29 protein-coding genes are annotated in these 25,679 nt (G+C 67.6%); 11 read left to right on the forward strand and 18 right to left on the reverse strand.

What is annotated here, in order from left to right:
- Window positions 1-10 precede the first annotated feature (10 nt).
- A complete protein-coding gene (locus AC1RLW_RS09165) occupies window positions 11-496 on the reverse strand; it encodes a molybdenum cofactor biosynthesis protein MoaE (RefSeq protein WP_493192847.1) in 486 nt (161 codons plus the stop codon).
- Between the two features lie 36 nt (window positions 497-532).
- On the opposite strand from AC1RLW_RS09165, the gene AC1RLW_RS09170 reads away from it, so the two are divergent.
- Both AC1RLW_RS09170 and dapA read left to right on the forward strand, forming a co-directional pair.
- The gene (locus AC1RLW_RS09170) at window positions 533-1,558 is read left to right on the forward strand and encodes a hypothetical protein (RefSeq protein WP_493192848.1); all 1,026 of its coding nucleotides are present in this window, start codon (window positions 533-535) and stop codon (window positions 1,556-1,558) included.
- Between the two features lie 238 nt (window positions 1,559-1,796).
- Window positions 1,797-2,696 carry a 4-hydroxy-tetrahydrodipicolinate synthase gene (dapA, locus tag AC1RLW_RS09175; protein ID WP_493192849.1) on the forward strand — a complete coding sequence of 300 codons (900 nt, stop codon included), beginning with the start codon at window positions 1,797-1,799 and terminating at the stop codon, window positions 2,694-2,696.
- Here dapA and AC1RLW_RS09180 read toward each other — a convergent pair.
- Genes AC1RLW_RS09180 through AC1RLW_RS09210 form a run of 7 tightly spaced genes read right to left on the reverse strand, consistent with a single transcriptional unit; the run spans window position 2,683 to window position 9,802 of the window.
- Window positions 2,683-2,934 (reverse strand): MoaD/ThiS family protein, encoded by a 252-nt coding sequence (locus AC1RLW_RS09180; protein ID WP_159277539.1) that lies wholly within the window; start codon window positions 2,932-2,934, stop codon window positions 2,683-2,685. The two genes, dapA and AC1RLW_RS09180, sit on opposite strands and share 14 nt — an antisense overlap.
- A gap of 8 nt (window positions 2,935-2,942) precedes the next feature.
- Window positions 2,943-4,232 carry a molybdopterin molybdotransferase MoeA gene (locus AC1RLW_RS09185; protein WP_493192850.1) on the reverse strand — a complete coding sequence of 430 codons (1,290 nt, stop codon included), beginning with the start codon at window positions 4,230-4,232 and terminating at the stop codon, window positions 2,943-2,945.
- Window positions 4,225-4,770: a molybdopterin-guanine dinucleotide biosynthesis protein B gene (gene mobB / locus AC1RLW_RS09190; RefSeq protein ID WP_493192851.1), complete on the reverse strand. Its 546-nt coding sequence runs from the start codon at window positions 4,768-4,770 to the stop codon at window positions 4,225-4,227. Before mobB ends, AC1RLW_RS09185 begins: the two co-directional genes overlap by 8 nt.
- A 16-nt stretch (window positions 4,771-4,786) precedes the next feature.
- Complete coding sequence (thrC, locus tag AC1RLW_RS09195; RefSeq protein ID WP_492732439.1) at window positions 4,787-6,202, reverse strand: threonine synthase; 1,416 nt, start codon at window positions 6,200-6,202, stop codon at window positions 4,787-4,789.
- Complete coding sequence (locus AC1RLW_RS09200; protein WP_493192852.1) at window positions 6,199-7,521, reverse strand: homoserine dehydrogenase; 1,323 nt, start codon at window positions 7,519-7,521, stop codon at window positions 6,199-6,201. The genes thrC and AC1RLW_RS09200 overlap by 4 nt, the downstream gene beginning before the upstream one ends.
- 14 nt (window positions 7,522-7,535) lie before the next feature.
- Window positions 7,536-8,573: a DUF1176 domain-containing protein gene (locus tag AC1RLW_RS09205; protein WP_493192853.1), complete on the reverse strand. Its 1,038-nt coding sequence runs from the start codon at window positions 8,571-8,573 to the stop codon at window positions 7,536-7,538.
- The gene (locus tag AC1RLW_RS09210; protein ID WP_070059597.1) at window positions 8,570-9,802 is read right to left on the reverse strand and encodes a pyridoxal phosphate-dependent aminotransferase; all 1,233 of its coding nucleotides are present in this window, start codon (window positions 9,800-9,802) and stop codon (window positions 8,570-8,572) included. The genes AC1RLW_RS09205 and AC1RLW_RS09210 overlap by 4 nt, the downstream gene beginning before the upstream one ends.
- Before the next feature lie 100 nt (window positions 9,803-9,902).
- Here AC1RLW_RS09210 and AC1RLW_RS09215 point away from each other — a divergent pair, with 100 nt between their 5' ends.
- From AC1RLW_RS09215 to AC1RLW_RS09250, 8 genes are all read left to right on the forward strand, one after another.
- Window positions 9,903-10,286, forward strand: coding sequence for an Mth938-like domain-containing protein (locus AC1RLW_RS09215; protein WP_062472996.1), 384 nt, complete (start codon window positions 9,903-9,905; stop codon window positions 10,284-10,286).
- Window positions 10,287-10,430: 144 nt separating this feature from the next.
- Window positions 10,431-10,907, forward strand: coding sequence for a peroxiredoxin (locus tag AC1RLW_RS09220; protein WP_062472998.1), 477 nt, complete (start codon window positions 10,431-10,433; stop codon window positions 10,905-10,907).
- A 217-nt stretch (window positions 10,908-11,124) separates the two neighbouring features.
- The gene (locus tag AC1RLW_RS09225; RefSeq protein ID WP_492695245.1) at window positions 11,125-12,939 is read left to right on the forward strand and encodes a PhoH family protein; all 1,815 of its coding nucleotides are present in this window, start codon (window positions 11,125-11,127) and stop codon (window positions 12,937-12,939) included.
- A 155-nt stretch (window positions 12,940-13,094) separates the two neighbouring features.
- On the forward strand, window positions 13,095-13,469 hold the full coding sequence (locus tag AC1RLW_RS09230; RefSeq protein ID WP_062473002.1) for a VOC family protein: 375 nt from the start codon (window positions 13,095-13,097) through the stop codon (window positions 13,467-13,469).
- Between the two features lie 6 nt (window positions 13,470-13,475).
- Entirely contained in the window at window positions 13,476-13,925 is a 450-nt protein-coding gene (locus AC1RLW_RS09235) for an EVE domain-containing protein (RefSeq protein WP_070059600.1), read from the forward strand.
- A gap of 43 nt (window positions 13,926-13,968) precedes the next feature.
- On the forward strand, window positions 13,969-14,418 hold the full coding sequence (locus tag AC1RLW_RS09240) for a GyrI-like domain-containing protein (protein ID WP_159272547.1): 450 nt from the start codon (window positions 13,969-13,971) through the stop codon (window positions 14,416-14,418).
- Window positions 14,415-14,894: an MGMT family protein gene (locus AC1RLW_RS09245; RefSeq protein ID WP_493192854.1), complete on the forward strand. Its 480-nt coding sequence runs from the start codon at window positions 14,415-14,417 to the stop codon at window positions 14,892-14,894. Before AC1RLW_RS09240 ends, AC1RLW_RS09245 begins: the two co-directional genes overlap by 4 nt.
- A complete protein-coding gene (locus AC1RLW_RS09250; protein WP_493192855.1) occupies window positions 14,894-15,637 on the forward strand; it encodes a helix-turn-helix transcriptional regulator in 744 nt (247 codons plus the stop codon). Before AC1RLW_RS09245 ends, AC1RLW_RS09250 begins: the two co-directional genes overlap by 1 nt.
- 15 nt (window positions 15,638-15,652) lie before the next feature.
- Here AC1RLW_RS09250 and dnaB read toward each other — a convergent pair whose 3' ends face one another.
- The 7 genes from dnaB to ppsA form a co-directional block, all read right to left on the reverse strand.
- Window positions 15,653-17,059, reverse strand: a complete 1,407-nt coding sequence (gene dnaB / locus AC1RLW_RS09255; protein ID WP_062473012.1) for a replicative DNA helicase — start codon at window positions 17,057-17,059, stop codon at window positions 15,653-15,655.
- Window positions 17,060-17,231: 172 nt separating this feature from the next.
- Complete coding sequence (rplI, locus tag AC1RLW_RS09260) at window positions 17,232-17,684, reverse strand: 50S ribosomal protein L9 (protein WP_056583114.1); 453 nt, start codon at window positions 17,682-17,684, stop codon at window positions 17,232-17,234.
- Between the two features lie 15 nt (window positions 17,685-17,699).
- A complete protein-coding gene (gene rpsR / locus AC1RLW_RS09265) occupies window positions 17,700-17,981 on the reverse strand; it encodes a 30S ribosomal protein S18 (protein ID WP_007830781.1) in 282 nt (93 codons plus the stop codon).
- Between the two features lie 21 nt (window positions 17,982-18,002).
- Window positions 18,003-18,317, reverse strand: a complete 315-nt coding sequence (priB, locus tag AC1RLW_RS09270) for a primosomal replication protein N (protein WP_062473014.1) — start codon at window positions 18,315-18,317, stop codon at window positions 18,003-18,005.
- A 4-nt stretch (window positions 18,318-18,321) separates the two neighbouring features.
- The gene (gene rpsF, locus AC1RLW_RS09275) at window positions 18,322-18,696 is read right to left on the reverse strand and encodes a 30S ribosomal protein S6 (protein WP_062473016.1); all 375 of its coding nucleotides are present in this window, start codon (window positions 18,694-18,696) and stop codon (window positions 18,322-18,324) included.
- A 116-nt stretch (window positions 18,697-18,812) separates the two neighbouring features.
- Window positions 18,813-19,271 (reverse strand): hypothetical protein, encoded by a 459-nt coding sequence (locus AC1RLW_RS09280; RefSeq protein ID WP_493192856.1) that lies wholly within the window; start codon window positions 19,269-19,271, stop codon window positions 18,813-18,815.
- 213 nt (window positions 19,272-19,484) lie between these two features.
- Window positions 19,485-21,881 (reverse strand): phosphoenolpyruvate synthase, encoded by a 2,397-nt coding sequence (gene ppsA, locus AC1RLW_RS09285; protein ID WP_062473021.1) that lies wholly within the window; start codon window positions 21,879-21,881, stop codon window positions 19,485-19,487.
- A 193-nt stretch (window positions 21,882-22,074) separates the two neighbouring features.
- Here ppsA and ppsR point away from each other — a divergent pair, with 193 nt between their 5' ends.
- On the forward strand, window positions 22,075-22,896 hold the full coding sequence (gene ppsR, locus AC1RLW_RS09290) for a posphoenolpyruvate synthetase regulatory kinase/phosphorylase PpsR (RefSeq protein ID WP_062473023.1): 822 nt from the start codon (window positions 22,075-22,077) through the stop codon (window positions 22,894-22,896).
- Window positions 22,897-22,937: 41 nt separating this feature from the next.
- Here the strand turns inward: ppsR and AC1RLW_RS09295 are convergent, their stop codons facing one another.
- The 3 genes from AC1RLW_RS09295 to AC1RLW_RS09305 are packed head-to-tail and all read right to left on the reverse strand — an operon-like array spanning window position 22,938 to window position 25,677.
- Complete coding sequence (locus tag AC1RLW_RS09295; RefSeq protein ID WP_493192857.1) at window positions 22,938-23,738, reverse strand: heme ABC transporter ATP-binding protein; 801 nt, start codon at window positions 23,736-23,738, stop codon at window positions 22,938-22,940.
- Window positions 23,735-24,772: a FecCD family ABC transporter permease gene (locus tag AC1RLW_RS09300; RefSeq protein ID WP_493192858.1), complete on the reverse strand. Its 1,038-nt coding sequence runs from the start codon at window positions 24,770-24,772 to the stop codon at window positions 23,735-23,737. Before AC1RLW_RS09300 ends, AC1RLW_RS09295 begins: the two co-directional genes overlap by 4 nt.
- Window positions 24,769-25,677: a heme/hemin ABC transporter substrate-binding protein gene (locus AC1RLW_RS09305; RefSeq protein ID WP_493192859.1), complete on the reverse strand. Its 909-nt coding sequence runs from the start codon at window positions 25,675-25,677 to the stop codon at window positions 24,769-24,771. The genes AC1RLW_RS09300 and AC1RLW_RS09305 overlap by 4 nt, the downstream gene beginning before the upstream one ends.
- Between the last annotated feature and the right edge of the window lie 2 nt (window positions 25,678-25,679).

The following is a 25,679-nucleotide window of genomic DNA, read 5'->3' on the forward strand; positions in this document are numbered from 1 at the left end:
ACCGCGCCGCTCAGGTGGCGCTGTTCGAGGCCGCGATGCCCCAGCGCGCCAGCGCCTCGTCGTCGGTCACCCGGGCATCGACCCAGCGCGCGCCCTCGGGCGTCTGCTCCTTCTTCCAGAACGGGGCCTGGGTCTTCAGGTAGTCCATCAGGAACTCGCAGGCCTGGAAGCTCTGGCCGCGGTGGGCGGACACCACCGCCACCATCATGATCTGGTCCTGCGGCTGCAGCAGCCCCACGCGGTGGATCACGCGCGCGCCGAGGATGTCGAAGCGCTTGTGGGCCGCGTCGATCATGGCCTCGATGGCCTTCTCGGTCATGCCGGGGTAGTGCTCCAGCTCCATCGAGGCGATGGTGCTGCCGTCGTTGCGGTCGCGCACGGTGCCGATGAAGCTGCAGACAGCGCCGACGCGCGCGTCGGCCGCGCGCAGGGCGGCGATCTCGGCACCGGCATCGAAGTCGGCTGTCTGGATGGAAACGCGAGGGAGCGAAGACATGCCCAAATTGTGGCACTGCCGCCCTACACTGCGCCGATGCCGGCCCCCACGTCGCAGCCCCTGACACCCGACGATGTCGAGATGCTGCGGCGCGTCGACCTTGCCGCGCACACCCCGGCTGCCGGCCTGGCGGTGCTGGCCGTGCTGCTGGCGGGTTGCGCCCTCGTCTTCGTGGTGATCGGGCGGCTGCCCGGCGCCCCGGCGGGCCTGGCCCTGGCGATGAACGCGGCGGCGCTGGTCACCTTGCTGGTGGGCGTGTGGCTGTTCACCCATCGGACGCGGATCGACCGGCGCCTGGCCCAGGCCACCCGCGAGGCCCTGGCGAAGAACAGCAAGTTCACCGTGGCCGGCACCGTGGACCACGTGGCCGCCCTGCCCGGCGGCGCGCTGCGCTACACGGTCGACGGCCAGTTCCACGTCGACGTCGTGCCGGTGCTGGGCCTGGACGCGCCTCGCAGCCACGCCACGGGCCGGCCGCTGACGGCGGTGCGGCACCTGGCGCAGGCGCCCGTCGAGATCGAATGCGTGGCACGCGACAACGCCGTGCATCTGCTGCTGCGCACGCGTTATCCGATGGCACGCCAGGCCACGCGCACCGAGCGGCCGGCCACCTCGCGCGACCGTCGGCGCGCCGGGCGCTCGGACCGCCGCTTCATGGGCGTCGTGCTGGCGGGCGGCGCGGTCCTGGCGATCGGGACGGCGTGGGCCGACGGTTTTCGCCCGGGCTTCGGCCTGTTCATGGCGGGGTACGCGGCCGCCATCTGTGCGCTGGTGTTCGCGGTCGGCGTGCTGCCGCAGCTGCTGCGCGCACGCCGGTTCACGCACCTGCACACGGTGAGCGGGCCGGTCACCGAAATCCTCACGGCCCAGGTGCCGCAGGGCAAGCACACGGCCGAGGTGCGATGGTTCCGGGTCGACGGCCAGCTGTTCGGCGCACTCGACCTCAAGACCGACGCGCAGCTGGGCAACCAGGTCACCGTCGAGTTCCTGGGCAATGCCCGCGCCGCCGAGGGCGGCCGTGTCGTGAGCCTGCAACGCAGCGCCACCGCACCGCCGGCCTAGGCGCGACAATGCAGCCCATGCCTTCGCGCCGCACGTCCACCCGCCTCTCGCCTTCGTTCGAAGGCCAGGCACGCGCGCGCCAGGGCAACAAAGCCAAAAAACCAAAGCTCGTCTGACCGGAGCCGAGGTTCCGTCGTCGGATGAGCGACGGAACCTGCCAAGGCTTTGGCCCCTCTTGGGTTGCGCGCGCATCGGACGGTGGTTCTTTCCATCGGTCGATTCCTGAAAGGAAGCCTGCGTGCCACATCAACAACCAACCGCCGACACCGCCACCGATTTCTCGGGCCTGTGGGTCGCCCTCGTCACCCCGTTCCGCGATGGCGCCGTCGACCACACCGCCCTGGCGGCGCTCGTGCGCCGGCTTACCGACGACGGCGTGACCGGCTTCGTGCCCTGCGGCTCGACCGGCGAAGCCGCCGCGCTCGACGAGGCCGAACAGCTGGCCGTGCTCGATACCGTGCTGACCGCCGCGGGCGGCCTGCCGGTCGTCATGGGCGTGTCGGGCTATCACCTGGGCAAGGCCACGGCGTGGGCGCGCAAGCTCTCGGAACGCCCGCTGGCGGGCCTGCTGGTGGCCGCGCCGCACTACATCCGCCCGTCGCAGGCCGGCGTGCTCGAGTGGTTCCATGCCATCGCCGATGCCAGCACGGTGCCCGTGCTGGTCTACGACATTCCCTACCGCACCGGCGTGACCATCGCGCGCGAGACGATGCTGGCGCTGGCCGAGCACCCGCGCATCCGCGGCATCAAGGACTGCGGCGGTGACATGGCCAAGACGCGCGCGGTGATCGCCGACGGCCGGCTGCAGGTGCTCACGGGCGAAGACCACCAGATCTTCGCCACCATGGCCGAAGGCGGCGTGGGCGCCATCGCGGCCAGCGGCCATGTGCAGACGAAGCGCCTCGTGCGGCTGGTGCGCCTGCTGGCCGAGAACCGGCTGGCCGAGGCGCGCGCCGAATGGCAGCCGCTACAACCGCTGCTGGAGATGCTGTTTGCCGAACCCAACCCGGGCCCGCTGAAGGCGCTGCTGGCGCATGCGGGCGAGCTGCGTGATGAGCTGCGCTCGCCGATGACGCGCGCGTCGGACGGCCTGCGCGAGCGCCTCGTGGCGCTGGACGCGCGGCTCAGCCGCCCGTGACGGGCGGGAAGAACGCGACTTCGCAGTCGTCGTTCAGCGCGGCGGCTTCGTCGCTCATGGCCTGGTCGAGCGCCATGCGCACGGCCTTGCCGCGCGCGAGCGCGCTGGCGTAGGCGCCGCCGCGGGCGATGAGCTCGTCGCGCAGGGCTGCGAGCGTGCCGGCGGCCGTGTCGACGGTTTCACCGCTGCTGGACAGTGCCTCGCGCACGGAGGCGAAATAACGGATGCGGACCTTCATGGGGTGGTTCAGCCGAGCAGCGATGCGAGGGGAATGAAGTTCACGGTGTCGCCGGCCTGGATGGTCCGGCCCGCCGGGTTGTCGACCAGCCCGTCGCCCCAGACCATCGAGGTGAGCACGCCCGAACTCTGGTTGGCGAACAGGTCGAGCCCGCCCGCCGCGTTGCGCCGCACGCGCAGGAACTCGCGGCGCTTGTCGGCGCGTGGCCAGTCGAAATCGGCGCGCAGCGGCACGGCTGCGGGCGCCACGCGCGTGGCCCCCTGCAGCGCGAGCAGGAAGGGCCGCACCAGCATCAGGAAGGTCAGGAAGCTCGACACCGGGTTGCCGGGCAGCCCCGTGACGTGGCACACGCCCTGCCCGTTCCTGCGCGCGATCGAGCCGTAAGCGAAAGGCTTGCCGGGCTTCATCGACAGCGCCCAATGCTGCAGCTCGCCCAGCGACTGCAGCGCGGCGCGGATGTGGTCTTCTTCGCCGACCGAGACGCCGCCGGTGGTGATGATCAGGTCGCTCGCCTCGGCCGCCTCGCGCAGCGCGGCGATGGTGGCCTCGCGGTTGTCGGGCACGATGCCCAGGTCGTTCACCTCGCAGCCCAGGCGGTGCAGCAGCGCGCGCATGAAGAAGCGGTTCGAGTTGTAGATCGCGCCGGGCTTCATCGCGTCGGGCGCGACCTCGCCGGGCATCACCAGCTCGTCGCCGGTCGAGAGCATGGCCACGCGCGGCTTGCGCGCGACCTGAAGACGGTCGAAGCCGACGCTGGCGGCCAGGCCGAGCGCGGCGGGCGTGAGACGTTCACCGCGTTGGAGCACCACGTCGCCCGAGGCCACGTCCTCGCCTGCGCGGCGCACCCACTGGCCGGCCACGGGCGCGATGGCGATGCGCACCGACCCCAGGCCGCCCTCTTGAGGCATGGCGGTCGTGTCTTCCTGCATGACGACCGCGTCGGCGCCTTCGGGAATCTGCGCCCCCGTGAAGATGCGCGCCGCCGTGCCGGCCGCGAGCGGCGTGCCGACGGTGCCGGCGGGAATGCGCTGCGTCACGGCCAGCTCGGTGCCGGGCGTGGCGCAATCGGCCGCGCGCACGGCATAGCCGTCCATCGCGCTGTTGTCGCGCGGCGGCACCGTGAGGCCGGAGACGAGGTCCTGCGCCAGCACGCGCCCGTCGGCATCGAAGGTGCCGACGCTTTCGGCCGGCAGCAGCGGCCGGGCCTTGGCGAGCAGCACCGCAATCGCTTCATCGAGCGGCATCAGCGGCGGGCGCGAAGACGAGGCGGCGAAGGGAACGGGAGAGGAATCAGCCATGGTGTCCGGGGTTGTAGTCGAAGCGCTCGCCGCTGTCGATCAACCACGTGGCAATGGCCTCGGCGTCGTTGAGGTCGAGCACCGGACGCGCCGTGGCCTCGGGCAGGCCGTCCGGCGCATCGGTGGCGATGGCGGTGACAAAGGGGTCGTCGATGTACAGCGCGGGGCGCGGTGCCTCGCCGTCGCCGCTCGGGCGCCAGACCTCGATCTTGAGCACGTCGCTGTGCCGGAAGCCTTCGACCAGCGCCCAGTCGACCGCCGGATGCAGCTCGGCGAGCAGCTGGTGCACCGTGAGCTCGACCGGCACCTCGAACTCGCGCATCAGCGCGAGCCGCTGGTCGGACGCGACGACCACCTCGAAGGCCCCGGCCTGCCGATGGCGCCAGGTGTCCTTGCCGACGTGGTCGATGTCGAAGCGGTGGTGCGCATGCTTGACCACCGACACGCGCAGCCCGCGCTGCTTGAGCACGGGAATCAGGCGTTCCAACAGCGTGGTCTTGCCTGCGCCGGAATACCCGGCGAAGCCGACGACCTTCATGCCGCGGACGCCCCGGTCAGTCGCAGTGCTGGGCGATGTAGGCCTTGACGGCCTCGGCATCGGCCGGCAGCTGGACCACGCGCTTGGGCAAGGCTTCGATGCCTTCGAACTTCTTCGGGCGCGCGGGCTCCTCGCCCAGCGCCTCGACCACCGTGGCCGCGAACTTGATCGGCAGCGCAGTTTCGAGCACCACCATCGGCACGCCGGGCGTGAGCTGCTCGCGCGCGGCCTTGAGGCCGTCGGCGGTGTGCGGGTCGATCAGCGTGGCGAAGCGCTTCTCGGTGTCGCGGATCATCGCGAGCCGGTCGGCGTGCGTGCTGCGGCCGCTGCGAAAACCGAAGCGCTCGGCAGCCTGCTTGAAAGCCGGGTCGGCGCTCAGGTCGAAGCTCCCCGTCAGGCCCAGGTCGTCCACGAACAGCTGGCGCAGGCGGTCTGCATCGCGGCCGACGAGGTCGAACACGAAGCGCTCGAAGTTGCTGGCCTTGCTGATGTCCATCGACGGGCTGGAGGTTTCGTGCGTGTCGACCGCTGCGCGCACGCGATACACGCCGGTGCGGAAGAACTCGTCGAGCACGTCGTTCTCGTTGGTGGCGACCACCAGCGTCTGGATCGGCAGGCCCATCATGCGCGCCACGTGGCCCGCGCAGACGTTGCCGAAGTTGCCCGAGGGCACCGTGAAGCTCACCGGCTTGTCGTTGCTCGCCGTGGCCTGGAAGTAGCCCGCGAAGTAGTAGACGACCTGCGCCAGCAGGCGCGCCCAGTTAATCGAGTTGACCGTGCCGATGCGGTACTTGCGCTTGAAGCCCAGGTCGTTCGACACGGCCTTGACGATGTCCTGGCAGTCGTCGAACACGCCGGTGATGGCGATGTTGTGGATGTTGGCGTCCTGCAGGCTGAACATCTGCGCCTGCTGGAACGGGCTCATGCGGCCGTCGGGCGAGGTCATGAAGACGCGCACGCCCTTCTTGCCGCGCATGGCGTACTCGGCCGCGCTGCCGGTGTCGCCGCTGGTGGCGCCCAGGATGTTGAGCTCGGCGCCGCGGCGGGCCAGTTCGTACTCGAACAGGTTGCCCAAGAGCTGCATCGCCATGTCCTTGAAGGCCAGCGTGGGGCCATTGGACAGGGCTTCGAGGTACACGCCATCTTCGAGCTCGCGCAGCGGCACGATCTCGTCGGTGCCGAACACCTCGGCCGTATAGGTCTTCGCGCAGATCGCCTTCAGGTCGGCCGCAGGAATGTCGTCGATGTACAGCGAGAGGATTTCGAAGGCCAGCTCGGCGTAGGGCAGCGTGCGCCATTTGGCGAGCGTGGCGGTGTCGACCTGCGGGTACGTCTCGGGCAGGTACAGGCCGCCATCGGGCGCCAGGCCTTCGAGGAGGATTTCGCAGAAGCGCTTGCGGTCGGCGTGGCCGCGGGTGCTCAGGTAGTTCACTTCAACTCTTCCTTGCGGATGCGCACGATGGGCTCGAGCACGGTCGGCAGCGCCTGCAGCTCGGCCATGACGTCGTCGACGGTGCCTTCGCGCGCGTCGTGCGTGAGGATGATGAGGTCGGTCTGCGTCGAGCCTTCGCCGCCCACTTCGTCGGCTTCGCGCTGCAGCACGGCGTCGATGCTGATGCCGGCGGTGGCCAGCAGGCCCGTCACCTTGGCGAGCACGCCGGCCTGGTCGGCCACGCGCAGGCGCAGGTAGTAGCTCGTGACGACCTCGGCCATCGGCAGCACCTTCAGGTCGCTCATGGCGTCGGGGTGGAAGGCCAGGTGCGGCACGCGGTGCGCGGCGTCGGCGGTGTGCAGGCGGGTGATGTCGACGAGGTCGGCGATCACGGCGCTGGCGGTCGGCTCGCTGCCGGCGCCCTTGCCGTAGTACAGCGTGGTGCCGACGGCGTCGCCGTGCACGACCACGGCGTTCATGGCGCCTTCGACGTTCGCCAGCAGGCGCTTGGACGGCACGAGCGACGGGTGCACGCGCAGCTCGATGCCCTGGGCGGTGCGCTTGGTCACGCCCAGCAGCTTGATGCGGTAGCCGAGCTGCTCGGCGTACTTGATGTCTTGTGCAGCGAGCTTGGTGATGCCCTCGATGTGGGCCTTGTCGAACTGCACCGGAATGCCGAAGGCGATGGCGCTCATCAGCGTGACCTTGTGCGCGGCGTCGACGCCTTCGATGTCGAAGGTGGGGTCGGCTTCGGCGTAGCCCAGGCGCTGGGCTTCCTTCAGCACGGTGGCGAAGTCCAGGCCCTTGTCGCGCATCTCGGACAGGATGAAGTTGGTCGTGCCGTTGATGATGCCGGCCAGCCACTGGATGCTGTTGGCCGTGAGGCCTTCGCGCAGCGCCTTGATGATCGGGATGCCGCCGGCCACCGCGGCCTCGAAGGCCACCATCACGCCCTTGGCATGCGCGGCCGCGAAGATCTCGGTGCCGTGCACGGCGAGCAGCGCCTTGTTGGCCGTGACCACGTGCTTGCCGGCCGCGATGGCTTCGAGCACGAGCTGCTTGGCGATGCCGTAGCCGCCGATGAGTTCGATGACGATGTCGATGTCGGGATTGGCGATGACTTCGCGCGCATCGGCGACCACCTTCACGCCTTCGCCGGCCACTTCGCGGGCACGGGCGGTGTCGAGGTCGGCCACCATGGTGATCTCGATGCCGCGGCCGGCGCGGCGCTTGATTTCTTCCTGATTGCGCTGGAGCACCTTGAAGGTGCCGCTGCCGACCGTGCCTGCGCCGAGCAGGCCTACTTGGATGGATTTCATGGGAGGGGTCGCGTTCATGGTTTGGATGAGGTGAGAGACGGTGCTGCGGCGTCCACGAGGCGGCTGACGTAGCGCGGCAGGCTCCAGGCGCCGCCCGCAAAGCCGCGGCACATGCCGTCGCCGTTCGCACCGGTGCGCACGAAGGTCGTGCCGTTGAAGTGCCAGGTTTCGCTCGACCAGCAATCGCCGATGCCGCGGCCCTTCATGGAAGAGGTGACGCTGGCGTCTTTTTCGTCGAACTCGCCGCTCGCCTCGAGCGACACGGGCGCATAGGGCGGCTTGTCGTTGGCGGTCCAGAGCAGCGTGGTGTAGTTGTACGCGCCCACGCCGCAGCCCAGCGCCAGAAGCACCTTGCGGTCGTTCAGGCGGTGAACCTCCACCGACTTGGCGTTGACCTGGTCCTGGTTGTTGCACCGCTCGCGCGCTTCTTTGAGGTCGAGCGACGGAAAGATGCGCGCGGCCAGCGCGTCGTCGCCAGGCCGCGCCTTCGGCGGCTTGACCACATGGACGACGGGCATGGGCACCGGTGGCAGCACGGAAGACTCGGGCTTGGCGCCCTTGCGCACCAGCGCACCCGGGGTGCCGATGCGGCCCTGCGCTTCGTCCATTTTCAGCAGCACGGCATTGAGGCCGGCGAGCGACAGCGTCCACTTCTTGCCGCCGTTGGCCGTGACGGTGGCGTCGTCGCTCTTGAGCAACTCGGGCAGCACGGCGCGGATCTGGCCCTGGTCGAAGCTGGCGGTTCCCGTGTCGAGACCGGACAGCGCGGCCTTGCCGACCTTGAAGCGCAGCGGCCCCTTGGCACTGCCGTCATCGCCGATCTGCAGTTGGATGTCGAGGGCCGTGTTCGGCCCGGCCGCGCGGGTGATCAGCATCGACACCTGCTGGTGCTCCCCGCCGTCCGCCTGGTAGCCGGCGGCGCGGCAGGTCAGCGTGTTGTCGCAGACCAGCTCCCAGTCGTTGTGCGAGAACGAGACCGGCTCTTTCTTCCCGGCCGCGCCGACAGACAGTGCGCCCAGCAACAGCGCGGCAGCGACGCAGACGGATTTCATGGTCCCGTCTTGCGACGCAACCGGTACTGCTCCAGGAACTTGGCGATGCGGTTGATGGCCTCGCGCAAGTCGTCTTCATGGGGCAGGAACACGATGCGGAAGTGGTCCGGCGTGGCCCAGTTGAAGCCGGTGCCCTGCACCAGCATCACGCGGGTTTCCTTCAGCAGCTCGAGGAAGAACTGGCGATCGTCCGCGATCGGATAGACCGCGGGGTCGAGCTTGGGGAACATGTAAAGCGCGGCGCTGGGCTTGACGCAGCTCACGCCCGGAATGGCGGTGATCAGCTCGTAGGCCAGGTCGCGCTGGCGGCGCAGGCGCCCGCCCTCGCACACGAGGTCGTTGATGCTCTGGTAGCCGCCGAGCGCCGTCTGGATCGCCCATTGGCCCGGCACGTTGGCGCACAGGCGCATGTTCGAGAGCATGTTCAGGCCCTCGATGTAGTCGCGGGCGCTGCGCTTGTCGCCCGACACCACGAGCCAGCCGGCACGGTAGCCGCACGAGCGGTAGCTCTTGGAGAGCGAATTGAAGGTCAGCGTGAGCACGTCGGTCGACAGGCTCGCGATGGCCGTGTGCTTGACGCCGTCGTACAGCACCTTGTCGTAGACCTCGTCGGCGAAGATCACGAGGCCGTGCTCGCGGGCGATCTCGACGAGGCTCTTGAGCAGGTCGTCGGAATAGAGCGCGCCGGTCGGGTTGTTCGGGTTGATGACCACGATGCCCTTGGTGCGGGGCGTGATCTTGGCGCGGATGTCGGCCAGGTTCGGCATCCAGCCGTTGTCCTCGTCGCACAGGTAGTGCACCGGCGTGCCGCCCGACAGGCTCGTGGAGGCGGTCCACAGCGGGTAGTCGGGGGCCGGCAGCAGCAGCTCGTCGCCGTCGTTGAGCAGCGCGTTGGTGGACATGGCGATCAGCTCGCTGGCGCCGTTGCCCAGGTAGATGTCGTCGAGCGTGACGCCCGCGATGCCCTGCTTCTGGGTCTCGTGCATCACGGCCTTGCGCGCCGCGAAAACGCCCTTGCTGTCCGAATAGCCCGCCGAGGTCGGCAGGTTGCGGATCATGTCCTGCTGGATCTCCTCAGGCGCATCGAAGCCGAACACGGCCAGGTTGCCGATGTTGAGCTTGATGATCTTCTGGCCTTCTTCCTCCATCTGCTTGGCGGCGTCCATGATGGGACCGCGGATGTCATAGAGGACGTTGGCCAGTTTGGCCGATTTCTTGAGCTGCTTCAAAGGGGCCCTCCCGGGCGGGTTTACTCGAAGGTCAAAGGCCCCTGCGGGCCTCGTGTCACTAGGGAAAACCTATAATTTGACCACAGTTCCCAGTGCCCCGATGAAGCTCCAGCCCGACAAATCCGACGTCCAGACCCTCACCGCACACGGCCCCGGCTGGGTCGCGATCAACAACGAAAAGGTGGAGGGCAGCGTGGTCGTGGGTTCGCGTGGCGAACGCTTTGCCTGGGATTGCACGCGTTTCGACCAGCTGGGCCCCGAACAATTCGCGCAATTGGCCTCGTTGGGCGCCGAATTGGTCATTTTCGGCAGCGGCAACCGCATCCGATTTCCCCAACCGGCCTGGCTGCAGCCCCTGATGGCGCAACGCACCGGCGTGGAGACCATGGACACCCCGGCGGCCTGCCGGACCTACAACATCCTGGCCGGCGAAGGCCGGCACGTCATCGCCGCCCTGCTCGTCGAGAGCCCGGCGGGTGGCTGAGAGAGGGGTTTTCGAGGTAAAATACCGGGTTGCGAACCGGCCAGCTACCCCAAGTTAGCAACGACCAATCCTCCGTTCATCGAGCAAGCCCGAAAAAGGCTGAGAGGGCTCGGAGAACGGAATCTAACGGAGAAAACAAGTTTCATGGCGATCGTTGTCAACAAACCCATTCCTGAATTCGACGCCAACGCCACGGGCGGCATCAAGGTTTCGAACACCTCGCACCTCGGCCACGTCATGGTCATGTATTTTTACCCGAAAGATAACACTCCGGGTTGCACGACCGAAGCGATGCAGTTCCGCGACCACTACAAAGACTTCGAAAAAGCCGGTGCCACCGTCTTCGGCGTGTCGCGCGACAACATGAAGTCGCACGACGAATTCAAGGCCAAGCTCGAACTCCCCTTCGAACTGATTGCCGACACCGAAGAAAAAATGTGCCACATGTTCGGCGTGGTCAAGAACAAGATCATGTACGGCAAGAAGGTCAAGGGCATCGAGCGCAGCACCTTCCTGATCGGCGCCGACGGCATCCTGAAGGCCGAATGGCGCGGGCTCAAGGTTCCGGGTCATGTCGAAGACGTCCTCAAGGCCGTCAAGGCACTCAAGAAGGCCGCCTGATCACGCCGCAAGGCACCGGGCGTGCGCTTTTGCATCAAGTCGTGGGAATTGCCCCACGCAGTGTGCAAAGAGCCTCTGGTGCGTCTTTTGCGGTGTGCATAATGGCCTCATGCCGTTGAGCTCCACGACCGCATCCTCCGAACGAAGCCGCCTGGGTCTACAGGCGGCTTTTTCGTTTTCCGGCCCTCCTCTTTCTTCCTTGCGAGCGACCTGACCCATGCCATTGCCTCCCGCCCCCACGAAACGCGCCGCATTGCTCTCGCCGGATGCCATCGACGCACCCGCCCGTCCCTCGCACAGAAACTCGCGCCGTTCCGGCGATTCGCGCGACGACGCCCCCGCCAAGAGCGGACCGCAGCCGCTGGAGCTGTTCGACAACCTCGGCACGGAAGGCGGCGGCGATGCGCCCACTGCACGCCCAGCGCGTCCGGCACGCCGCTCGAAAACCAAGGCGGCACCCGCCCCGGCGCCCACGTCGGCACCGGTGAGCGCACCGCAGCAGCAACAACAACCCGCGATGGTGCAGGTCGAGACGCGCGTGCCCACGCCCGCCCCAGCCGCCGCCACGCCCGTCGCGGCGCCCCAGCAGGCCCCGGCACGCCCCAAGCGCAAGTCCACCGGTCCCGCCAAGCTGTTCGTGCTCGACACGAACGTGCTGCTGCACGACCCGATGTGCCTGTTCCGCTTCGAGGAACACGACATCTTCCTGCCGATGATCGTGCTGGAAGAGCTCGACGGCCACAAGAAGGGCACGACCGAAGTCGCGCGCAACGGCCGCCAGACCAGCCGCACGCTCGACGCGCTGGCCGCCGCGCAGGACGCCGACATCGACAAGGGCCTGAAGCTGGACACCACCGGCCACCGCGAAGCCGGCGGGCGCCTCTTCTTCCAGACCGCCCCGCTCGACTACTCGCTGCCGATCAGCCTGCCCCAGGGCAAGGCCGACAACCAGATCCTGGGCGTGGTGCACGCGCTGCGCGACGAGTACGCCAAGGACCGTCCGGGCAAGCCGAAGCAGGAAGTGGTGCTGGTGTCCAAGGACATCAACATGCGCGTCAAGGCGCGCGCGCTGGGCCTGGCCGCCGACGACTACCAGAACGACAAGACGCTGGAAGACGGCGACCTGCTCTACGCCGGCTCGCTCGCGCTCCCGCCCGACTTCTGGACCCGCCAGAGCAAGACGGTCGAAAGCTGGCAAAGCGGCAGCAACACCTTCTACCGGATCAGCGGTCCGCTGGTGCCCAACCTCTACATCAACCAGTTCGTCTTCTTCGAGGCGCCCGGCGAGCCGAGCATGTATGCACGCGTCACCGAAATCCGCGACAAGACCGCGGTGCTCAAGACGCTCAAGGACTACAGCTCGGGCAAGAACGCGGTGTGGGGCGTGAACACGCGCAACCGCGAGCAGAACTTCGCGATGAACCTGCTGATGGACCCCGAGATCGACTTCGTCACGCTGACCGGCACGGCCGGCACCGGCAAAACGCTCATGGCACTGGCCTCCGGCCTCACGCAGGTGCTCGACGACCGGCGCTACACCGAGATCATCATGACGCGCGCCACCGTGAGCGTCGGTGAAGACATCGGCTTCCTGCCCGGCACCGAGGAAGAAAAGATGGGCCCCTGGATGGGCGCACTCGACGACAACCTCGAATTCCTGGCCAAGGGCGACGGCGGCGGTGCCGGCGAGTGGGGCCGCGCGGCCACCAACGAGCTGATCCGCAGCCGCATCAAGGTCAAGAGCATGAACTTCATGCGCGGCCGGACCTTCCTGAACAAGTACGTGATCATCGACGAGGCGCAGAACCTCACGCCCAAGCAGATGAAGACGCTGATCACCCGCGCCGGCCCGGGCACCAAGATCATCTGCATGGGCAACCTCGCGCAGATCGACACGCCCTACCTCACCGAAGGCTCGTCGGGCTTGACCTTCGCGGTCGACAAGTTCAAGGGCTGGCCGCACGGCGGGCACATCACACTGGCGCGCGGCGAACGCTCGCGCCTGGCCGACTTCGCAAGCGACGTGCTCTAAATTCATCGGCTCCGGCCGACACAAGCCCGCGCATGCTCCCAGAGCATCGCGGGCTTTTTTTCGCCCGCCATGACAGGCTACTGACAAGACGTTGTCAGGAGGCGGCTCGCACCATCCAGGCTCCTTCCAACGCAACGAACGAAAGAGAGCTCTTCATGACCACCCATGCCATCACCTGGTTCGAGATTCCGGTCGCCAACCTGGACCGCGCCCAGGCCTTCTACGAAACCGTGCTCGCGCGCAAGCTGCGCCGCGAAGACTTCGGCGGCAACCCCCTGGCCGTGTTTCCCTACGATGACCCCGCCACCGGCGGTGCACTGAAGCCCGGCGCCAACACCAGCGCGCAGGCGGGCAGCGGCATCCGCGTCTACCTCGACTGCATGCCCAGCATCGATGCCGTGCTCTCGCGCGTCGAAGCGGCCGGCGGGCAGATCGTGGCCCCCAAGTCGGCGCTGCCGCCGGGCATGGGCTTCATCGCCCACCTGCGCGACACCGAAGGCAACGAAGTCGGCCTGCACGCCCCCGCCTGAGACACCATGGCACAACGCAACTGGATTGCGGTCGCCAGCGCCGAGCACGCCCGGCGCGGCCGGGACCACCGGCCGCTCGGGTTCATGCAGGTGGGCCACGGCAAGCTCGCGCCGCTCAAGCGCGTGGCGGCGGGCGACCGCGTGGCCTACTACGCGCCGGCCACGGTGTTCGGCGGCACGGACAAGCTGCAAAGCTTCGTGGCGCTGGGCATCGTGCAGCCCGGTGATCCCTACGAGTTCGACATGGGCAACGGCTTCGTCCCATGGCGTCGCGACGTGGCCTATGTCGCCGCGCACGAGGCGCCCATCGCCCCGCTGATCGAACGCCTCGCCTTCATCGAAACCCCGAAGCAATGGGGCTACAAGTTCCGCTTCGGCCTGTTCGACATCACCGACATCGACATGAAACTGATCGCGCAGACGATGAAGGCCGAACCGAAGGCGCTCCTGTTTTGAGCGCTTTCGCCCTCCTCATCCGCCACTTCCGGAGAAACAACGCATGGACCCCATCCGCCAACCCCACGACGCCTTCCGCGTCGCCGGCCTCACGGTACGCACCACCAACCGCGAAGAGATCGACCCCGCCACCGCACGCATCGGCGCGCTGTGGAACCGCTTCTTCGGCGAACAGACCTACGAGTCGACGCCGCACCGCACCAGCGACACGCGCATCTTCAGCGTCTACTCCGCCTACGAATCGGACGCGCACGGCGCCTTCGACATGACGGCCGGCGTCGCCGTCTCGGATGGCGCCAACAGCGTCGCCATCGAAGCCGGCGACTACCTCGTGTTCACCGGCCGCGGCGAGATGCCGCAGATGGTGATCGCCACCTGGCAGCGCATCTGGCAGTATTTCGAGGCGCACCCGGAAATCGTGCGCCGCTACCGCAGCGATTTCGAAGCCTACGAGGGGCCGGACGCCGTGGCGATCCACATCGGAGTCTCATGAGCACACGCAAGGGCTGGCGCGACAGGCTGGCCGGCTACCCGAACCTGCCGAACGTGAAGGCCATTCCCCCGGCCATGCGCGCGCGGCACGGCGAGGGCACCATCGCCACGCCCTCGCCCGCCGAGGTCGAGGAGGCCATGCGTGGCGTGCCCGAAGGCCGGCTCGCGACCGTGCTCGGCATCGGCGAAGACATCGCGGCGCGCCACCAGGCCACCATCGGCTGCACCGTGACCACGGCCATCTTCGCCCACATGGTGGCCCACGCCACCGAGGAAGCCATGACGACCGGCGCCGGCCGCGCGCCAAGCACGCCGTACTGGCGCACGCTCAAGATCGGCGGCGAGCTCAACCCGAAGTACCCGGGTGGCATCGAGGCCCAGATGTCGCGCCTCGAGGCCGAAGGCCACACGGTGGTCCAGCGCGGCAAGCGCTACTTTGTCGAGGACTTCGCCAGGAAGCTCGTCGGAACGCGTTGATGCGCCGCGCCGACCGCCTCTTCCAGCTCGTGCAGCTCATCCGCGGCCGCCGGCTCACCACGGCCGCCTTCCTGGCACAGCGCCTGGAGGTGTCCGAGCGCACGGTGTACCGCGATGTCGCCGACCTGCAGCACCAGGGCGTGCCGATCGAGGGCGAGGCCGGCGTCGGCTACCGCCTCGGCGCGGGCTTCGAGCTACCGCCGCTGATGTTCACGCAGGACGAAGCGTCGGCACTCGTGGCCGCCGCACGCATGACCCAGAGCTGGGTCGATCCCGCGATGGCGCGCAACATCGAGACGGGCCTGGGAAAGATCCTGTCGGTGCTGCCACCGGCGGCGCGCGTGTCGGCCGAAGCGCTGGCGCTGTATGCACCCGCGCTCGGCCTCGACGACGCCCTGCGCACCCGGCTGCAGACGCTGCGCGAGGCCGTGCAGGCGCACCAGAAGCTGCGGCTGCACTACCGCGACGTCTCGGGCGACGCCAGCGAGCGCACGGTGCGGCCGCTGGGCTGCTTCTATTGGGGCAAGGTCTGGACGCTCTCGACGTGGTGCGAGTTGCGCAACGATTTCCGCGGCTTCCGGGTCGACCGCATGGAGGCGGTGGAGGTGCTCACCACGCGCTTCCAGGACGAGCCAGGCAAGACGCTGGCCGACCTGCTGCGACAGGTGAAAGCCGAGACGCAGCGCCACAAGGTGTGGGAGCAGAAGCCGCCGGCCTCGGAACCCGGCAGCGATGCCGGCTGACGAGCTGCCCTGCGGTCAGTACTCGTCGTTGTTGCTGTAGCCGACGAGGTTCTCGAACTTGGTGATCGGCTTCAGGAAGGCCAGCTTCACCGTGCCGGTCGGGCCGTTCCGGTGCTTGCTGATGATCACCTCGGCCACGCCCGGCTCCTTCGACTCCTTGTTGTAGTAGTCGTCGCGGTAGATGAACATGATGATGTCCGCGTCCTGCTCGATGGCGCCGGATTCGCGCAAGTCGCTCATCATGGGGCGCTTGTCGGTACGCGCTTCCACGCCACGGCTGAGCTGCGACAGCGCGATCACCGGGCACTTCAATTCCTTGGCCAGCATCTTCAGGCCGCGCGAGATTTCGCCCACGGCCGTGGCGCGGTTCTCGTCGCCCGAGCTGCTGGTGGACATGAGCTGCAGGTAGTCGACCACGATCAGGCCCAGGCGCCCGTACTGGCGCGCCAGCCGGCGCGCATTGGCGCGCAGCTCGCTGGACGAGAGGCCCGGCGTCTCGTCGATGTGCAGCGACACGGTGCGCAGCTTCTCGATGGCCTCGGTCAGGCGCGGCCACTCCTCGTCGCTGAGCTTGCCGGTGCGCAGGTGGCCCTGGTCGATGCGGCCGATGGAACCCACGATACGCACCGCCAGCTGGGCGGCGCCCATTTCCATCGAGAACACCGCCACCGGCAGCCCCTCTTCGAGCGCCACGTGCTCGGCGATGTTGATCGCCAGCGAGGTCTTGCCCATCGAGGGACGCGCGGCCAGCACGATCATGTCGCCCGGCTGCAGGCCCGAGGTCATCTTGTCGAAGTCGTTGAAACCCGTGCGCACGCCCGTGATGTCATTCGGGTTCTCGGCCATCTCGGTCACGCGGTCGAGCAGCTCGACCACCAGGGAATCCATGCTCTGGAAGCCCTGCTTCATCCGCGTGCCTTCTTCACCGATGTTGAAGATCTTCTGCTCGGCTTCGTCCAGGATCTTGTCGACCGGCTTGCCCTGCGGATTGAAGGCGTTGGTCGCGATCTCGTCGGCGGCGGTCACGAGCTTGCGCAGGATGGAGCGCTCGCGCACGATCTCGGCGTAGCGCCGGATGTTGCTCGCGCTCGGCACGTACTGCGCGAGCGAGTTCAGGTAGACCAGCCCGCCGATGTCATCGGCCTTGCCCAGGTTCTGCAACTGCTCGAAGACCGTGATCACGTCGGCCGGCTTGCTGGCATTGATCAGCCCGCCGATGGCCGCGTAAATCAGCTTGTGCTCGTGGCGGTAGAAGTCGCCGTCGACCAGCAGGTCGCCCATGCGGTCCCAGGCACCGTTGTCCAGCAGCAAGCCACCCAGCACGCTGGATTCGGCCTCGATGGAGTGAGGCGGAATGCGCAGTTGCGCGATCTGGCGGTCGGCCGACGAATCATTGTCGGCATAGGAGAAAACGGCGGACATGGACTTCCCTTGCAACCCTGCATGCTAAGCCGCGCAGGGCGCGGCGTGTGTGGACAAGGTTGTTAATAAACAGTGAACTTCCGGTGCGGCGAGGTGGACAACTCGCGCGCAGAAAAGAAAAAGCCGCCCGAAGGCGGCTTTCTTGCATCAGCGCACCGGGCGCTGCGAACGATCAGGCGGTTTCGCCGTAGACCGTGACGGTGATCTCGACGACCACGTCGGTGTGCAGCGAGACGCTCACGGTGTTGTCGCCAACAACCTTGATCGGGCCGTTGGGCAGGCGCACTTGCGACTTGGCAACCTTGTAGCCTTGCTTGTTCAGCTCTTCAGCGATGTCGCCGTTGGTGACCGAACCGAACAGACGGCCGTCCACGCCAGCCTTTTGGGTCAGCTTGACGGTCGAGCCGGCGAGCTTCTCGCCCTGGGCTTGCGACTCGGCCAGCTTGGCGGCCGCAGCCTTTTCGAGTTCGACGCGCTTGGCTTCGAATTCGGCCTTGTTGGCAGCGGTGGCGCGACGGGCGCGGCCCGAGGGGATCAGGAAGTTGCGTGCGTAGCCGTCCTTGACCTTGACGATGTCGCCCAGGCCGCCGACGTTCAGAACCTTGTCCAGAAGAATGATTTGCATGGTGTGTGCTCCTTCTTAGACGCGGTGCTGGTCGCTGTACGGCACCATGGCCAGGAAGCGCGCGCGCTTGATGGCGGTGTTCAGCTGACGCTGGTAGATCGCGCGCGTGCCGGTCAGGCGTGCGGGGATGATCTTGCCGTTTTCGCTGATGAAGTCACGCAGCGTGTCGATGTCCTTGTAGTCGATTTCTTCGACGCCAGCGACGGTGAAACGGCAGAAGCGCTTGCGCTTGAACAGCAGCGACTGGGTGTTGCGCTTCGGGCGCTTGTCTTTGTTGAATTTCTTGAACGTGGCCATTGGGGGACCTCTTGTCGAAAATTAATCTTGCTGAAAATCCTGGATGTGCAGGACCGGATGCTTGCCGTTGCCCGGTGTCGCGAGAAACCCCTGGAATCGCCAGAGACTTCCCATCGACTGCGCTGCGAGCCGCTCGGCGATGGCGCCGAACGCAACGGCCTTGAGGGCCGTCTTCACCTGCCGGGGCTTTCCCGCCTCCTGGAGCGTCGACTCATGGTCGAGCTTCAGATCGAGGGCGGGCAGGCCGGCTGGCGTGTATCGCAGGGTTCCGAGTTCGGCGACAGAGGCGGTCAGCAGAAGCTGGTTGACCCCGGTCGCCGCAGCGGCAGCCGTCACGCCATCAGTTGTTGTTGGCGGCGTATTCGGCCTGCTGGGCCTTGCGGGCCTCTTCGCGCTCGACCGTCTTCATCATCGACGAAGGACCGGTGTCGGCCTTCTTCTTCTGAACGGTCAGGTGACGCAGCACGGCATCGTTGAACTTGAACGCGTGTTCCAGTTCACCCATCACGGCTTGTTCAGCTTCGATGTTGACGCACAGGTAGTGGGCCTTGTTGAGCTTGTTGATCTGGTAGGCCAGCTGACGGCGGCCCCAGTCTTCAACGCGGTGGACCTTGCCGCCGCCGGCCGTGATCAGGCCCTTGTAACGCTCCAGCATGGCCGGAACTTGTTCGCTCTGATCCGGGTGGATGAGCAAGATGATTTCGTAGTGACGCATGGCACTCCTTGTGGATTCTTCCGTGGAAGAGGAAAAGCCACCCGCAGCGTCGGGCGCGGTATGGCAAGGCAAAGCCGGCGATTATAGCCCTGTGTTGCGCGATCCGGCAAGGCACCTCAGTCGTTGAGGGCCTTGTCGAGGGCGGCGGCCTTCTCCGCGCCAACGGCGGCGCGGATCTTGGGTGCCAGTGCCAGGAGGTCTTCGTAGCTGGTCGTGCCTTCGACCTGGAGGTTGAGCCGGAAGCCCATCAGGCCCAGGCTGCCGGTCAGCTGGGTGGCGATGGGGTACGCGTCCTTGTAGCGCTGCTGCCGGCTGCGGCCGGAAGATGCAACAGGCGCCGGGGCCGCCGAAACTGCGGGCGCCACGGCTGGCGGCTGGCCGGCCAGAGGCGCCAGCAGGCCCAGGGCGACCATCTGCTCGACCTCCTCGCGCCCGATGCCCAGCCCTGAGGCCAGCACGTCGTCGATTGAGCGCTTGCCGTCGAACTGGATGAAGGCCGAGCGCTGGCGCGGCGTCAACGGCACCGAGCGGTCCTTGAGGACCTGCTGTCCGGCTTCCGTCTTGACAAGAATCATGGGGGTCTCCAGCGAAGTGCTGACACAGGCCCTGACGGGCCCACATCACCTCAGGCAGGCAGCCGGATTGCGCCGCCTGCGAATGTCACGAGTCTGACACCGGAAACGCACTTTGTTTCATTTGCACAGGCGGGCACGGGGGAATCCCCCATGGGGATTTCCGCCATTCGCCGCGTGGCATCACGTGGCGGTGCATGCCCGCCGCGCGCTGGCTCAGCCTCTTTGGGCCAGTTGCTGCCAGGTGTCGATCACGCTGTCCGGATTCAGCGAGATCGATTCGATGCCCTGCTCCGCCAGCCACAGCGCGAAGTCCGGGTGGTCGCTGGGGCCCTGGCCGCAGATGCCGACGTACTTGCCTTCGGCCTTGCAGGCCTTGATGACGCGGCTCAGCAACGCCTTGATGGCCGGGTCGCGCTCATCGAAGTCGGCCGCCAGCAACTCGAGGCCGGAGTCGCGGTCCAGGCCCAGCGTGAGCTGGGTCAGGTCGTTCGAACCGATCGAGAAGCCGTCGAAGAACTTCAGGAACTCTTCCGGCAACACGGCATTGCTCGGCACTTCGCACATCATGATCAGCTTGAGCGCGTTCTCGCCGCGCTTGAGGCCATGCTCGCCCAGCAGCGTGGTCACGCGCTCGGCCTGGCCGAGCGTGCGCACGAAGGGCACCATGATCTGCACGTTGGTCAGGCCCATGTCGTTGCGCACGCGCTTGAGCGCCTCGCACTCCATGGCAAAGGCCTCGCCGAAGTCAGCGCTCAGGTAGCGCGCGGCGCCGCGGAAGCCCAGCATCGGGTTTTCTTCTTCGGGCTCGTAGCGGCTGCCGCCGATCAGCTTGCGGTACTCGTTCGACTTGAAGTCCGAGAGACGCACGATGACGGGCTTGGGCCAGAACGCGGCGGCGATGGTCGCGACGCCCTCGGTCACCTTGTCGACGTAGAACGCGCGCGGCGAGGCATGGCCGCGGGCCACCGACTCGACGGCCTTCTTCAGGTCGTTGTCGACGTTCGGGTAGTCGAGGATCGCCTTCGGGTGCACGCCGATGTTGTTGTTGATGATGAACTCCAGGCGCGCCAGGCCCACGCCGTGGTTCGGCAGCTGCGCGAAGTCGAAGGCGAGCTGGGGGTTGCCCACGTTCATCATGATCTTCAGATCGATCTCGGGCATCACGCCGCGCTGCACTTCAGTCACTTCGGTCTCGAGCAGGCCGTCGTAGATGAAGCCGGTGTCGCCCTCGGCGCAGCTCACGGTGACGAGCGTGCCGTCCTTGAGCAGGTCGGTGGCGTCGCCGCAGCCGACCACGGCCGGAATGCCGAGTTCGCGCGCGATGATGGCCGCGTGGCAGGTGCGCCCGCCGCGGTTGGTGACGATGGCGGCAGCGCGCTTCATCACCGGTTCCCAGTTGGGGTCGGTCATGTCGGTGACGAGCACGTCGCCGGCCTGCACCTGGTCCATCTCGCTGATGTTGTGCACGATGCGCACGGCACCGGTGCCGATCTTCTGGCCGATGGCACGGCCTTCGGCCAGCACGGCGCCCTTGCCCAGCAGCTTGTAGCGCTGCTCGGCCTTGCCCTGCTGCTGGCTCTTCACCGTTTCAGGACGCGCCTGCAGGATGTAGAGGTGGCCGTCGGTGCCGTCCTTGCCCCACTCGATGTCCATCGGGCGGCCGTAATGTTCTTCGATCACCAGCGCGTAACGGGCCAGTTGCTCGACGTCGGCGTCGCTCAGCGAGTAGCGGTTGCGCTGCTCGGCCTTGACGTCGGTGGTCTTGACCAGCTTGCCGCTCGCCTTCTTCTCTTCGGGCGTGGCGAACTCCATCTGGATCAGCTTGGAGCCGAGGTTGCGGCGGATGACGGCCTTCTTGCCGGCCTTGAGGGTCGGCTTGTGCACGTAGAACTCGTCGGGATTCACCGAGCCCTGCACCACCGTCTCGCCCAGGCCGTAGCTCGAAGTGATGAACACGACCTGGTCGAAGCCCGACTCGGTGTCGATGGTGAACATCACGCCGGCGGCGCCAAGGTCGGAGCGCACCATGCGCTGCACGCCGGCCGAGAGCGCGACCACGTCGTGCTCGAAGCCCTTGTGCACGCGGTAGCTGATGGCGCGGTCGTTGTAGAGGGAGGCGAACACCTCCTTCATCTTGTGCAGCACGTCGTCGATGCCGACCACGTTCAGGAAGGTTTCCTGCTGACCGGCGAACGAAGCGTCGGGCAGGTCTTCGGCGGTGGCCGAGGAGCGCACGGCGAACGAGGCGGCGGGGTTGCCGGCGCTCAGCGTGGCGAAGGCCTCGCCGATGGCTTTCTGCAGGTCGGCCGGGAATGGCTGGGCCTCGACCATGGCGCGGATCTCGGCACCGGCCGCGGCCAGGGCGCGCACGTCTTCGGTGTCCAGCGCAGCCAGGCGCTTGCTGATCTTGTCGGCCAGGCCGTCGTGCGCCAGGAACTGGCGGAACGCGTGAGCCGTGGTCGCAAAACCGGTCGGCACGCGCACACCCTGTGGCAGCTGCGAGATCATTTCGCCGAGGCTGGCGTTCTTGCCGCCAACCGACTCGACGTCGGTCATCCTCAGGTTTTCAAATGGCACGACCAGTGCGGTCGCCTCGAAAAGTGCAGACATGGGGAAGCTCCAGAAGTTGAAACCGGCGCTGCATGCAGACGGCGCAGCACGATCGTTGTCGTTGCTTTGGGTGCGGTCGCGGTGTGCATGGAAAGAATTCGAGGGGGTGGGGAAAGCGGATTCCCGATAATGGCCCGGATTGTAGGCGTGGCAGGTCGCGCGCGCCGCAGGACTCCGCCGCAAAAGCAACACCATGCATACACGCACCGTTTTCTTCGTCTCCGACGGCACCGGCATCACCGCCGAAACCTTCGGCAACGCCGTTCTGGCCCAGTTCGAGATGAAGCCGCGCCACGTGCGGCTGCCGTTCACCGACACCGTCGACAAGGCGCACCAGGCGGTGCGGCAGATCAACCACACGGCCGAAGTCGAGGGCGTTCGGCCTATCGTCTTCACCACGCTCGCCAACATGGACGTGCTGGGCGTGATCGAAACCGGCTGCAAGGGCATGCTGCTGGACATGTTCGGCACCTTCGTGCGGCCGCTCGAAATCGAGCTGGCCATGAAGTCGAACCACCGCATCGGCCGCTTCAGCGACGTCAGCAAGAGCAAGGCCTACAACGACCGCATCGCGGCCATCGACTTCAGCCTGCAGCACGACGACGGCCAAAGCCACCGCGACCTGGAAGGCGCCGACGTGATCCTGGTCGGCGTGAGCCGCAGCGGCAAGACGCCCACCTCGCTCTACCTGGCGATGCAGCACGGCCTGAAGGCGGCCAATTACCCGCTGATTCCCGAAGATTTCGACCGCCGCCAGCTCCCGCCGGCGCTGAGCCCGCACCGCAAGAAGATCTTCGGCCTGACGATCCAGCCCGAGCGGCTGAGCGAGATCCGCAACGAGCGCCGGCCCAACTCGCGCTACGCCAGCCTGGAGAACTGCCGCCACGAAATCAGCGAGGCCGAGGCCATGATGCGGCGCGCCGGCATCCGCTGGCTCTCGACGACCACCAAGTCGATCGAGGAAATCGCGACGACGATCCTGCAGGAGCTGCGGCCGGAGCGGTTGGTCTACTGATTTGCTATATTTTCAATAGCAAACACCACCCGCCCGACGGGCTATCCGAACAGATACTGCGTGACGCCGTCCGCGCCGGTTACCGGCTGGCAGGGCATGCGCCACACTGCCTCGATCAGCGCGGGCTGCAGCACGTCTGCAGTCGCGCCTTGGCGCAGGCCGTCGGGCGCGCCCAGCACCACCACTTCGTCGGCATAGCGCCGCGCGAGGTTCAGGTCGTGCAGCACAGCCACCACACCCACGCCCCGTGCCGCCCAGGCGCGCAGCAGGCGCATGGCCGAATGCTGGTGCGCGAGGTCGAGCGCGGCGGTCGGCTCGTCGAGCAGCAGCCAGCGGCTCGCGCCGTCGGGGCGCGGATGCCAGAGCTGGGCCAGCGCCCGCGCCAGGTGGACCCGCGCCTTCTCTCCGCCCGACAGCGTGTTGAGGATGCGTGGCGCCAGCGCCGTGACGTCGGTCAGCGCCATCGCCTCGGCCATGATCGCGTCCTCGTCGCGGGTCGGCGCGCGACGGTGCGGGTAGCGGCCGAGCGCGACGATGTCCTGCGCCGTGAAGTCGAAGGCGACCGCGCTTTCCTGTGGCATCAGGGCCCGGCGCAATGCCAGCGTGGGCATGCCGTGGTCTGACAGCGGCCGGCCATCGAGCGTCGCCCTGCCCTGGGTCGGCTCGCGCTGGCCGGCCAGCACCGACAGCAGCGTCGACTTGCCCGCGCCGTTCGGGCCGAGGATCGCGGTCACGCGGCCCGGCGCCAGTTCGACCGAGGCATTCGCCAACAGCGTCTTCGCGCCGATGCGCACCTCGACAGCGGCGCACGCCAGCGCTCCGCGTCCCTTCGCCGCCGTCATATGCGCCCCCTGAAGTGCCGCAGCATCAAGAGGAACATCGGCACGCCGATGAAGGCCGTGAGCACGCCCAGCGGCAGCTCGGCCGGCGCCATCACGGTGCGCGCCACCGTGTCGGCCGCGAGCACCAGCGCCGCGCCCAGCAGCGCCGAGGCCGGCAGCACGACGCGGTGGTCGGGCCCGGCCACCATGCGCACCCAATGCGGCGCGATCAGGCCGATGAAACCGATGATCCCGGTCGTGGCCGTCACCGCGCCCACCGCCACCGCGGTGATGACCACGGCGCGCCGTTTGGTGCGCTCCACGTCCACACCCAACAGCGCCGCCTGCGCCTCGCCGAGTGCGATGGCGTTCAGGGGCGAAGCGAGCGATGCCGCAGCCCAGCACGACAGCAACACCGCCACACCCACGAGGATGACCGCGCTCCAGCGCGCGCCGCCCAGGCTGCCCAGCAGCCAGAACTGCAGGCTGCGCAGTTGCTCGTCGGTCGCCATCACGCTCAGCAGGCCGAGGCCGGCGCCGGCCAGCGCGTTGATCGCAATGCCCGCCAGCAGCATCAGCGCCATGCGCGTGCCGCCTTCGCTGCGCGACAGGCCGTAGATCAGCAAGGTCACGACGAAGCCACCGCCGAAAGCCATGAGCACCAGCGTCCAGCTGCTGAGCGTGCGCGGCAGCATCGGCCAGAACGAGGCGCCCAGCACGATGGTGACGCCGGCCGCCAGCGCCGCGCCGCTGCTGATGCCGATCAGCCCCGGGTCGGCCAGCGGATTGCGGAACAGCCCCTGCATCAGCGTGCCCGCCATGCCGAGCCCCGCACCCGCCGCCACGCCGAGAACCAGGCGCGGCAAGCGGATGTTGAGGAACACGAGGTGCTCGGGCGACTGGCCGCCTGCACCCTGCCCCAGCGAGGTCAACACATTCCAGAGCTGCGAAAGACTGATGGCGTAGGCACCCGACACGGCGCCCACCGCGAAGGCCGCGACGAGCAGCACCGCGCTGCCGCAAAGCACGGCACGCGCCCCGAAGCGCTGGCTCATGCCAATGCGGCCCGGAACTTGTCGTGCAACTCGCCGATGGCGGCCGGCAGGCGCGGGCCAAAGCCCAGCAGCAGCAAGGCGTCCTGCGTGATCAGCGCGCGCTTCTTGTACGCCGGCGTGAGCGCCAGCTCGGGCCGCTGCCAGAAGCGCTCGACGCCGCCGTGCGCCTCGATGCTCTGCGTGCTCGTGAGGATGATGTCGGGCGCCGCGCTGGCCATGGCCTCGGCCGTCATCGGTCGGTAGCCGTGGAAGCCGCCCAGCGCATTCACGCCGCCCGCGAAGCCGATCACCGCATGCGCCGCGGTCTTCTCGCCGGACACCTGCGGGCTCGCGCTGTGCGACAGCACGAACAGCACCTTCGGCTTGCGCCCCTTCGCGCCGCCGATGCGCTGCAGCACCTGCGCCCATTCGGCATCGAGCCGGGCCTGCAGTTCGCGCGCCTGCGCCTCCTTCGCAGCGGCGCGGCCCACGGCCTGCACCTTGCGCTGCACTTCGGCCCAGGTGTGATCGGCCTCGATGATCTCGACCTTCACGCCGGCCGTGCGAATCTGGTCGAGCACGACGGTCGGGCCCGATTCGTTGGTCGCGATGATCGCGTCGGGCTTCAGCGAGAGCAGGCCCTCGGCCGACAGCTGACGCATGTAGCCCACCTTGGGCGTGGCACGCGCCGCAGCGGGAAACAGGCTGGTCGTGTCGGTGCCGACCAGCTGGCCTTCGGCGCCGAGCGCATAGACCACCTCGGTGATCGCGCCACTGACCGTGACCAGCCGCGGCAGGCGCTTGCTGTCCTGCGCGAACGCGGGCCATGCGCTCGCACCGAGCGCTGCAGCAGAAAGCAGGCGCAGCGCATCACGACGACGCGGCACGGAAGAAGAAAGGAAAGAGGAATCGCGCGGTTCAGTCATGG

The organism is Variovorax sp. GW822-FHT04A09 (assembly GCF_058801005.1).

Excerpts from the sequence above, each read along its gene's own strand:
- AC1RLW_RS09165 (WP_493192847.1), bottom strand. The coding sequence starts at position 496 with ATGTCTTCGCTCCCTCGCGTTTCCATCCAGACAGCCGACTTCGATGCC.
- AC1RLW_RS09170 (WP_493192848.1), top strand. The coding sequence starts at position 533 with ATGCCGGCCCCCACGTCGCAGCCCCTGACACCCGACGATGTCGAGATG.
- AC1RLW_RS09180 (WP_159277539.1), bottom strand. The coding sequence starts at position 2,934 with ATGAAGGTCCGCATCCGTTATTTCGCCTCCGTGCGCGAGGCACTGTCC.
- AC1RLW_RS09185 (WP_493192850.1), bottom strand. The coding sequence starts at position 4,232 with ATGGCTGATTCCTCTCCCGTTCCCTTCGCCGCCTCGTCTTCGCGCCCG.
- mobB (WP_493192851.1), bottom strand. The coding sequence starts at position 4,770 with ATGAAGGTCGTCGGCTTCGCCGGGTATTCCGGCGCAGGCAAGACCACG.
- AC1RLW_RS09200 (WP_493192852.1), bottom strand. The coding sequence starts at position 7,521 with ATGAAATCCATCCAAGTAGGCCTGCTCGGCGCAGGCACGGTCGGCAGC.
- AC1RLW_RS09205 (WP_493192853.1), bottom strand. The coding sequence starts at position 8,573 with ATGAAATCCGTCTGCGTCGCTGCCGCGCTGTTGCTGGGCGCACTGTCT.
- AC1RLW_RS09215 (WP_062472996.1), top strand. The coding sequence starts at position 9,903 with ATGAAGCTCCAGCCCGACAAATCCGACGTCCAGACCCTCACCGCACAC.
- AC1RLW_RS09220 (WP_062472998.1), top strand. The coding sequence starts at position 10,431 with ATGGCGATCGTTGTCAACAAACCCATTCCTGAATTCGACGCCAACGCC.
- AC1RLW_RS09225 (WP_492695245.1), top strand. The coding sequence starts at position 11,125 with ATGCCATTGCCTCCCGCCCCCACGAAACGCGCCGCATTGCTCTCGCCG.
- AC1RLW_RS09230 (WP_062473002.1), top strand. The coding sequence starts at position 13,095 with ATGACCACCCATGCCATCACCTGGTTCGAGATTCCGGTCGCCAACCTG.
- AC1RLW_RS09235 (WP_070059600.1), top strand. The coding sequence starts at position 13,476 with ATGGCACAACGCAACTGGATTGCGGTCGCCAGCGCCGAGCACGCCCGG.
- AC1RLW_RS09240 (WP_159272547.1), top strand. The coding sequence starts at position 13,969 with ATGGACCCCATCCGCCAACCCCACGACGCCTTCCGCGTCGCCGGCCTC.
- AC1RLW_RS09245 (WP_493192854.1), top strand. The coding sequence starts at position 14,415 with ATGAGCACACGCAAGGGCTGGCGCGACAGGCTGGCCGGCTACCCGAAC.
- AC1RLW_RS09250 (WP_493192855.1), top strand. The coding sequence starts at position 14,894 with ATGCGCCGCGCCGACCGCCTCTTCCAGCTCGTGCAGCTCATCCGCGGC.
- dnaB (WP_062473012.1), bottom strand. The coding sequence starts at position 17,059 with ATGTCCGCCGTTTTCTCCTATGCCGACAATGATTCGTCGGCCGACCGC.
- rplI (WP_056583114.1), bottom strand. The coding sequence starts at position 17,684 with ATGCAAATCATTCTTCTGGACAAGGTTCTGAACGTCGGCGGCCTGGGC.
- rpsR (WP_007830781.1), bottom strand. The coding sequence starts at position 17,981 with ATGGCCACGTTCAAGAAATTCAACAAAGACAAGCGCCCGAAGCGCAAC.
- rpsF (WP_062473016.1), bottom strand. The coding sequence starts at position 18,696 with ATGCGTCACTACGAAATCATCTTGCTCATCCACCCGGATCAGAGCGAA.
- AC1RLW_RS09280 (WP_493192856.1), bottom strand. The coding sequence starts at position 19,271 with ATGATTCTTGTCAAGACGGAAGCCGGACAGCAGGTCCTCAAGGACCGC.
- ppsA (WP_062473021.1), bottom strand. The coding sequence starts at position 21,881 with ATGTCTGCACTTTTCGAGGCGACCGCACTGGTCGTGCCATTTGAAAAC.
- ppsR (WP_062473023.1), top strand. The coding sequence starts at position 22,075 with ATGCATACACGCACCGTTTTCTTCGTCTCCGACGGCACCGGCATCACC.
- AC1RLW_RS09295 (WP_493192857.1), bottom strand. The coding sequence starts at position 23,738 with ATGACGGCGGCGAAGGGACGCGGAGCGCTGGCGTGCGCCGCTGTCGAG.
- AC1RLW_RS09300 (WP_493192858.1), bottom strand. The coding sequence starts at position 24,772 with ATGAGCCAGCGCTTCGGGGCGCGTGCCGTGCTTTGCGGCAGCGCGGTG.
- AC1RLW_RS09305 (WP_493192859.1), bottom strand. The coding sequence starts at position 25,677 with ATGACTGAACCGCGCGATTCCTCTTTCCTTTCTTCTTCCGTGCCGCGT.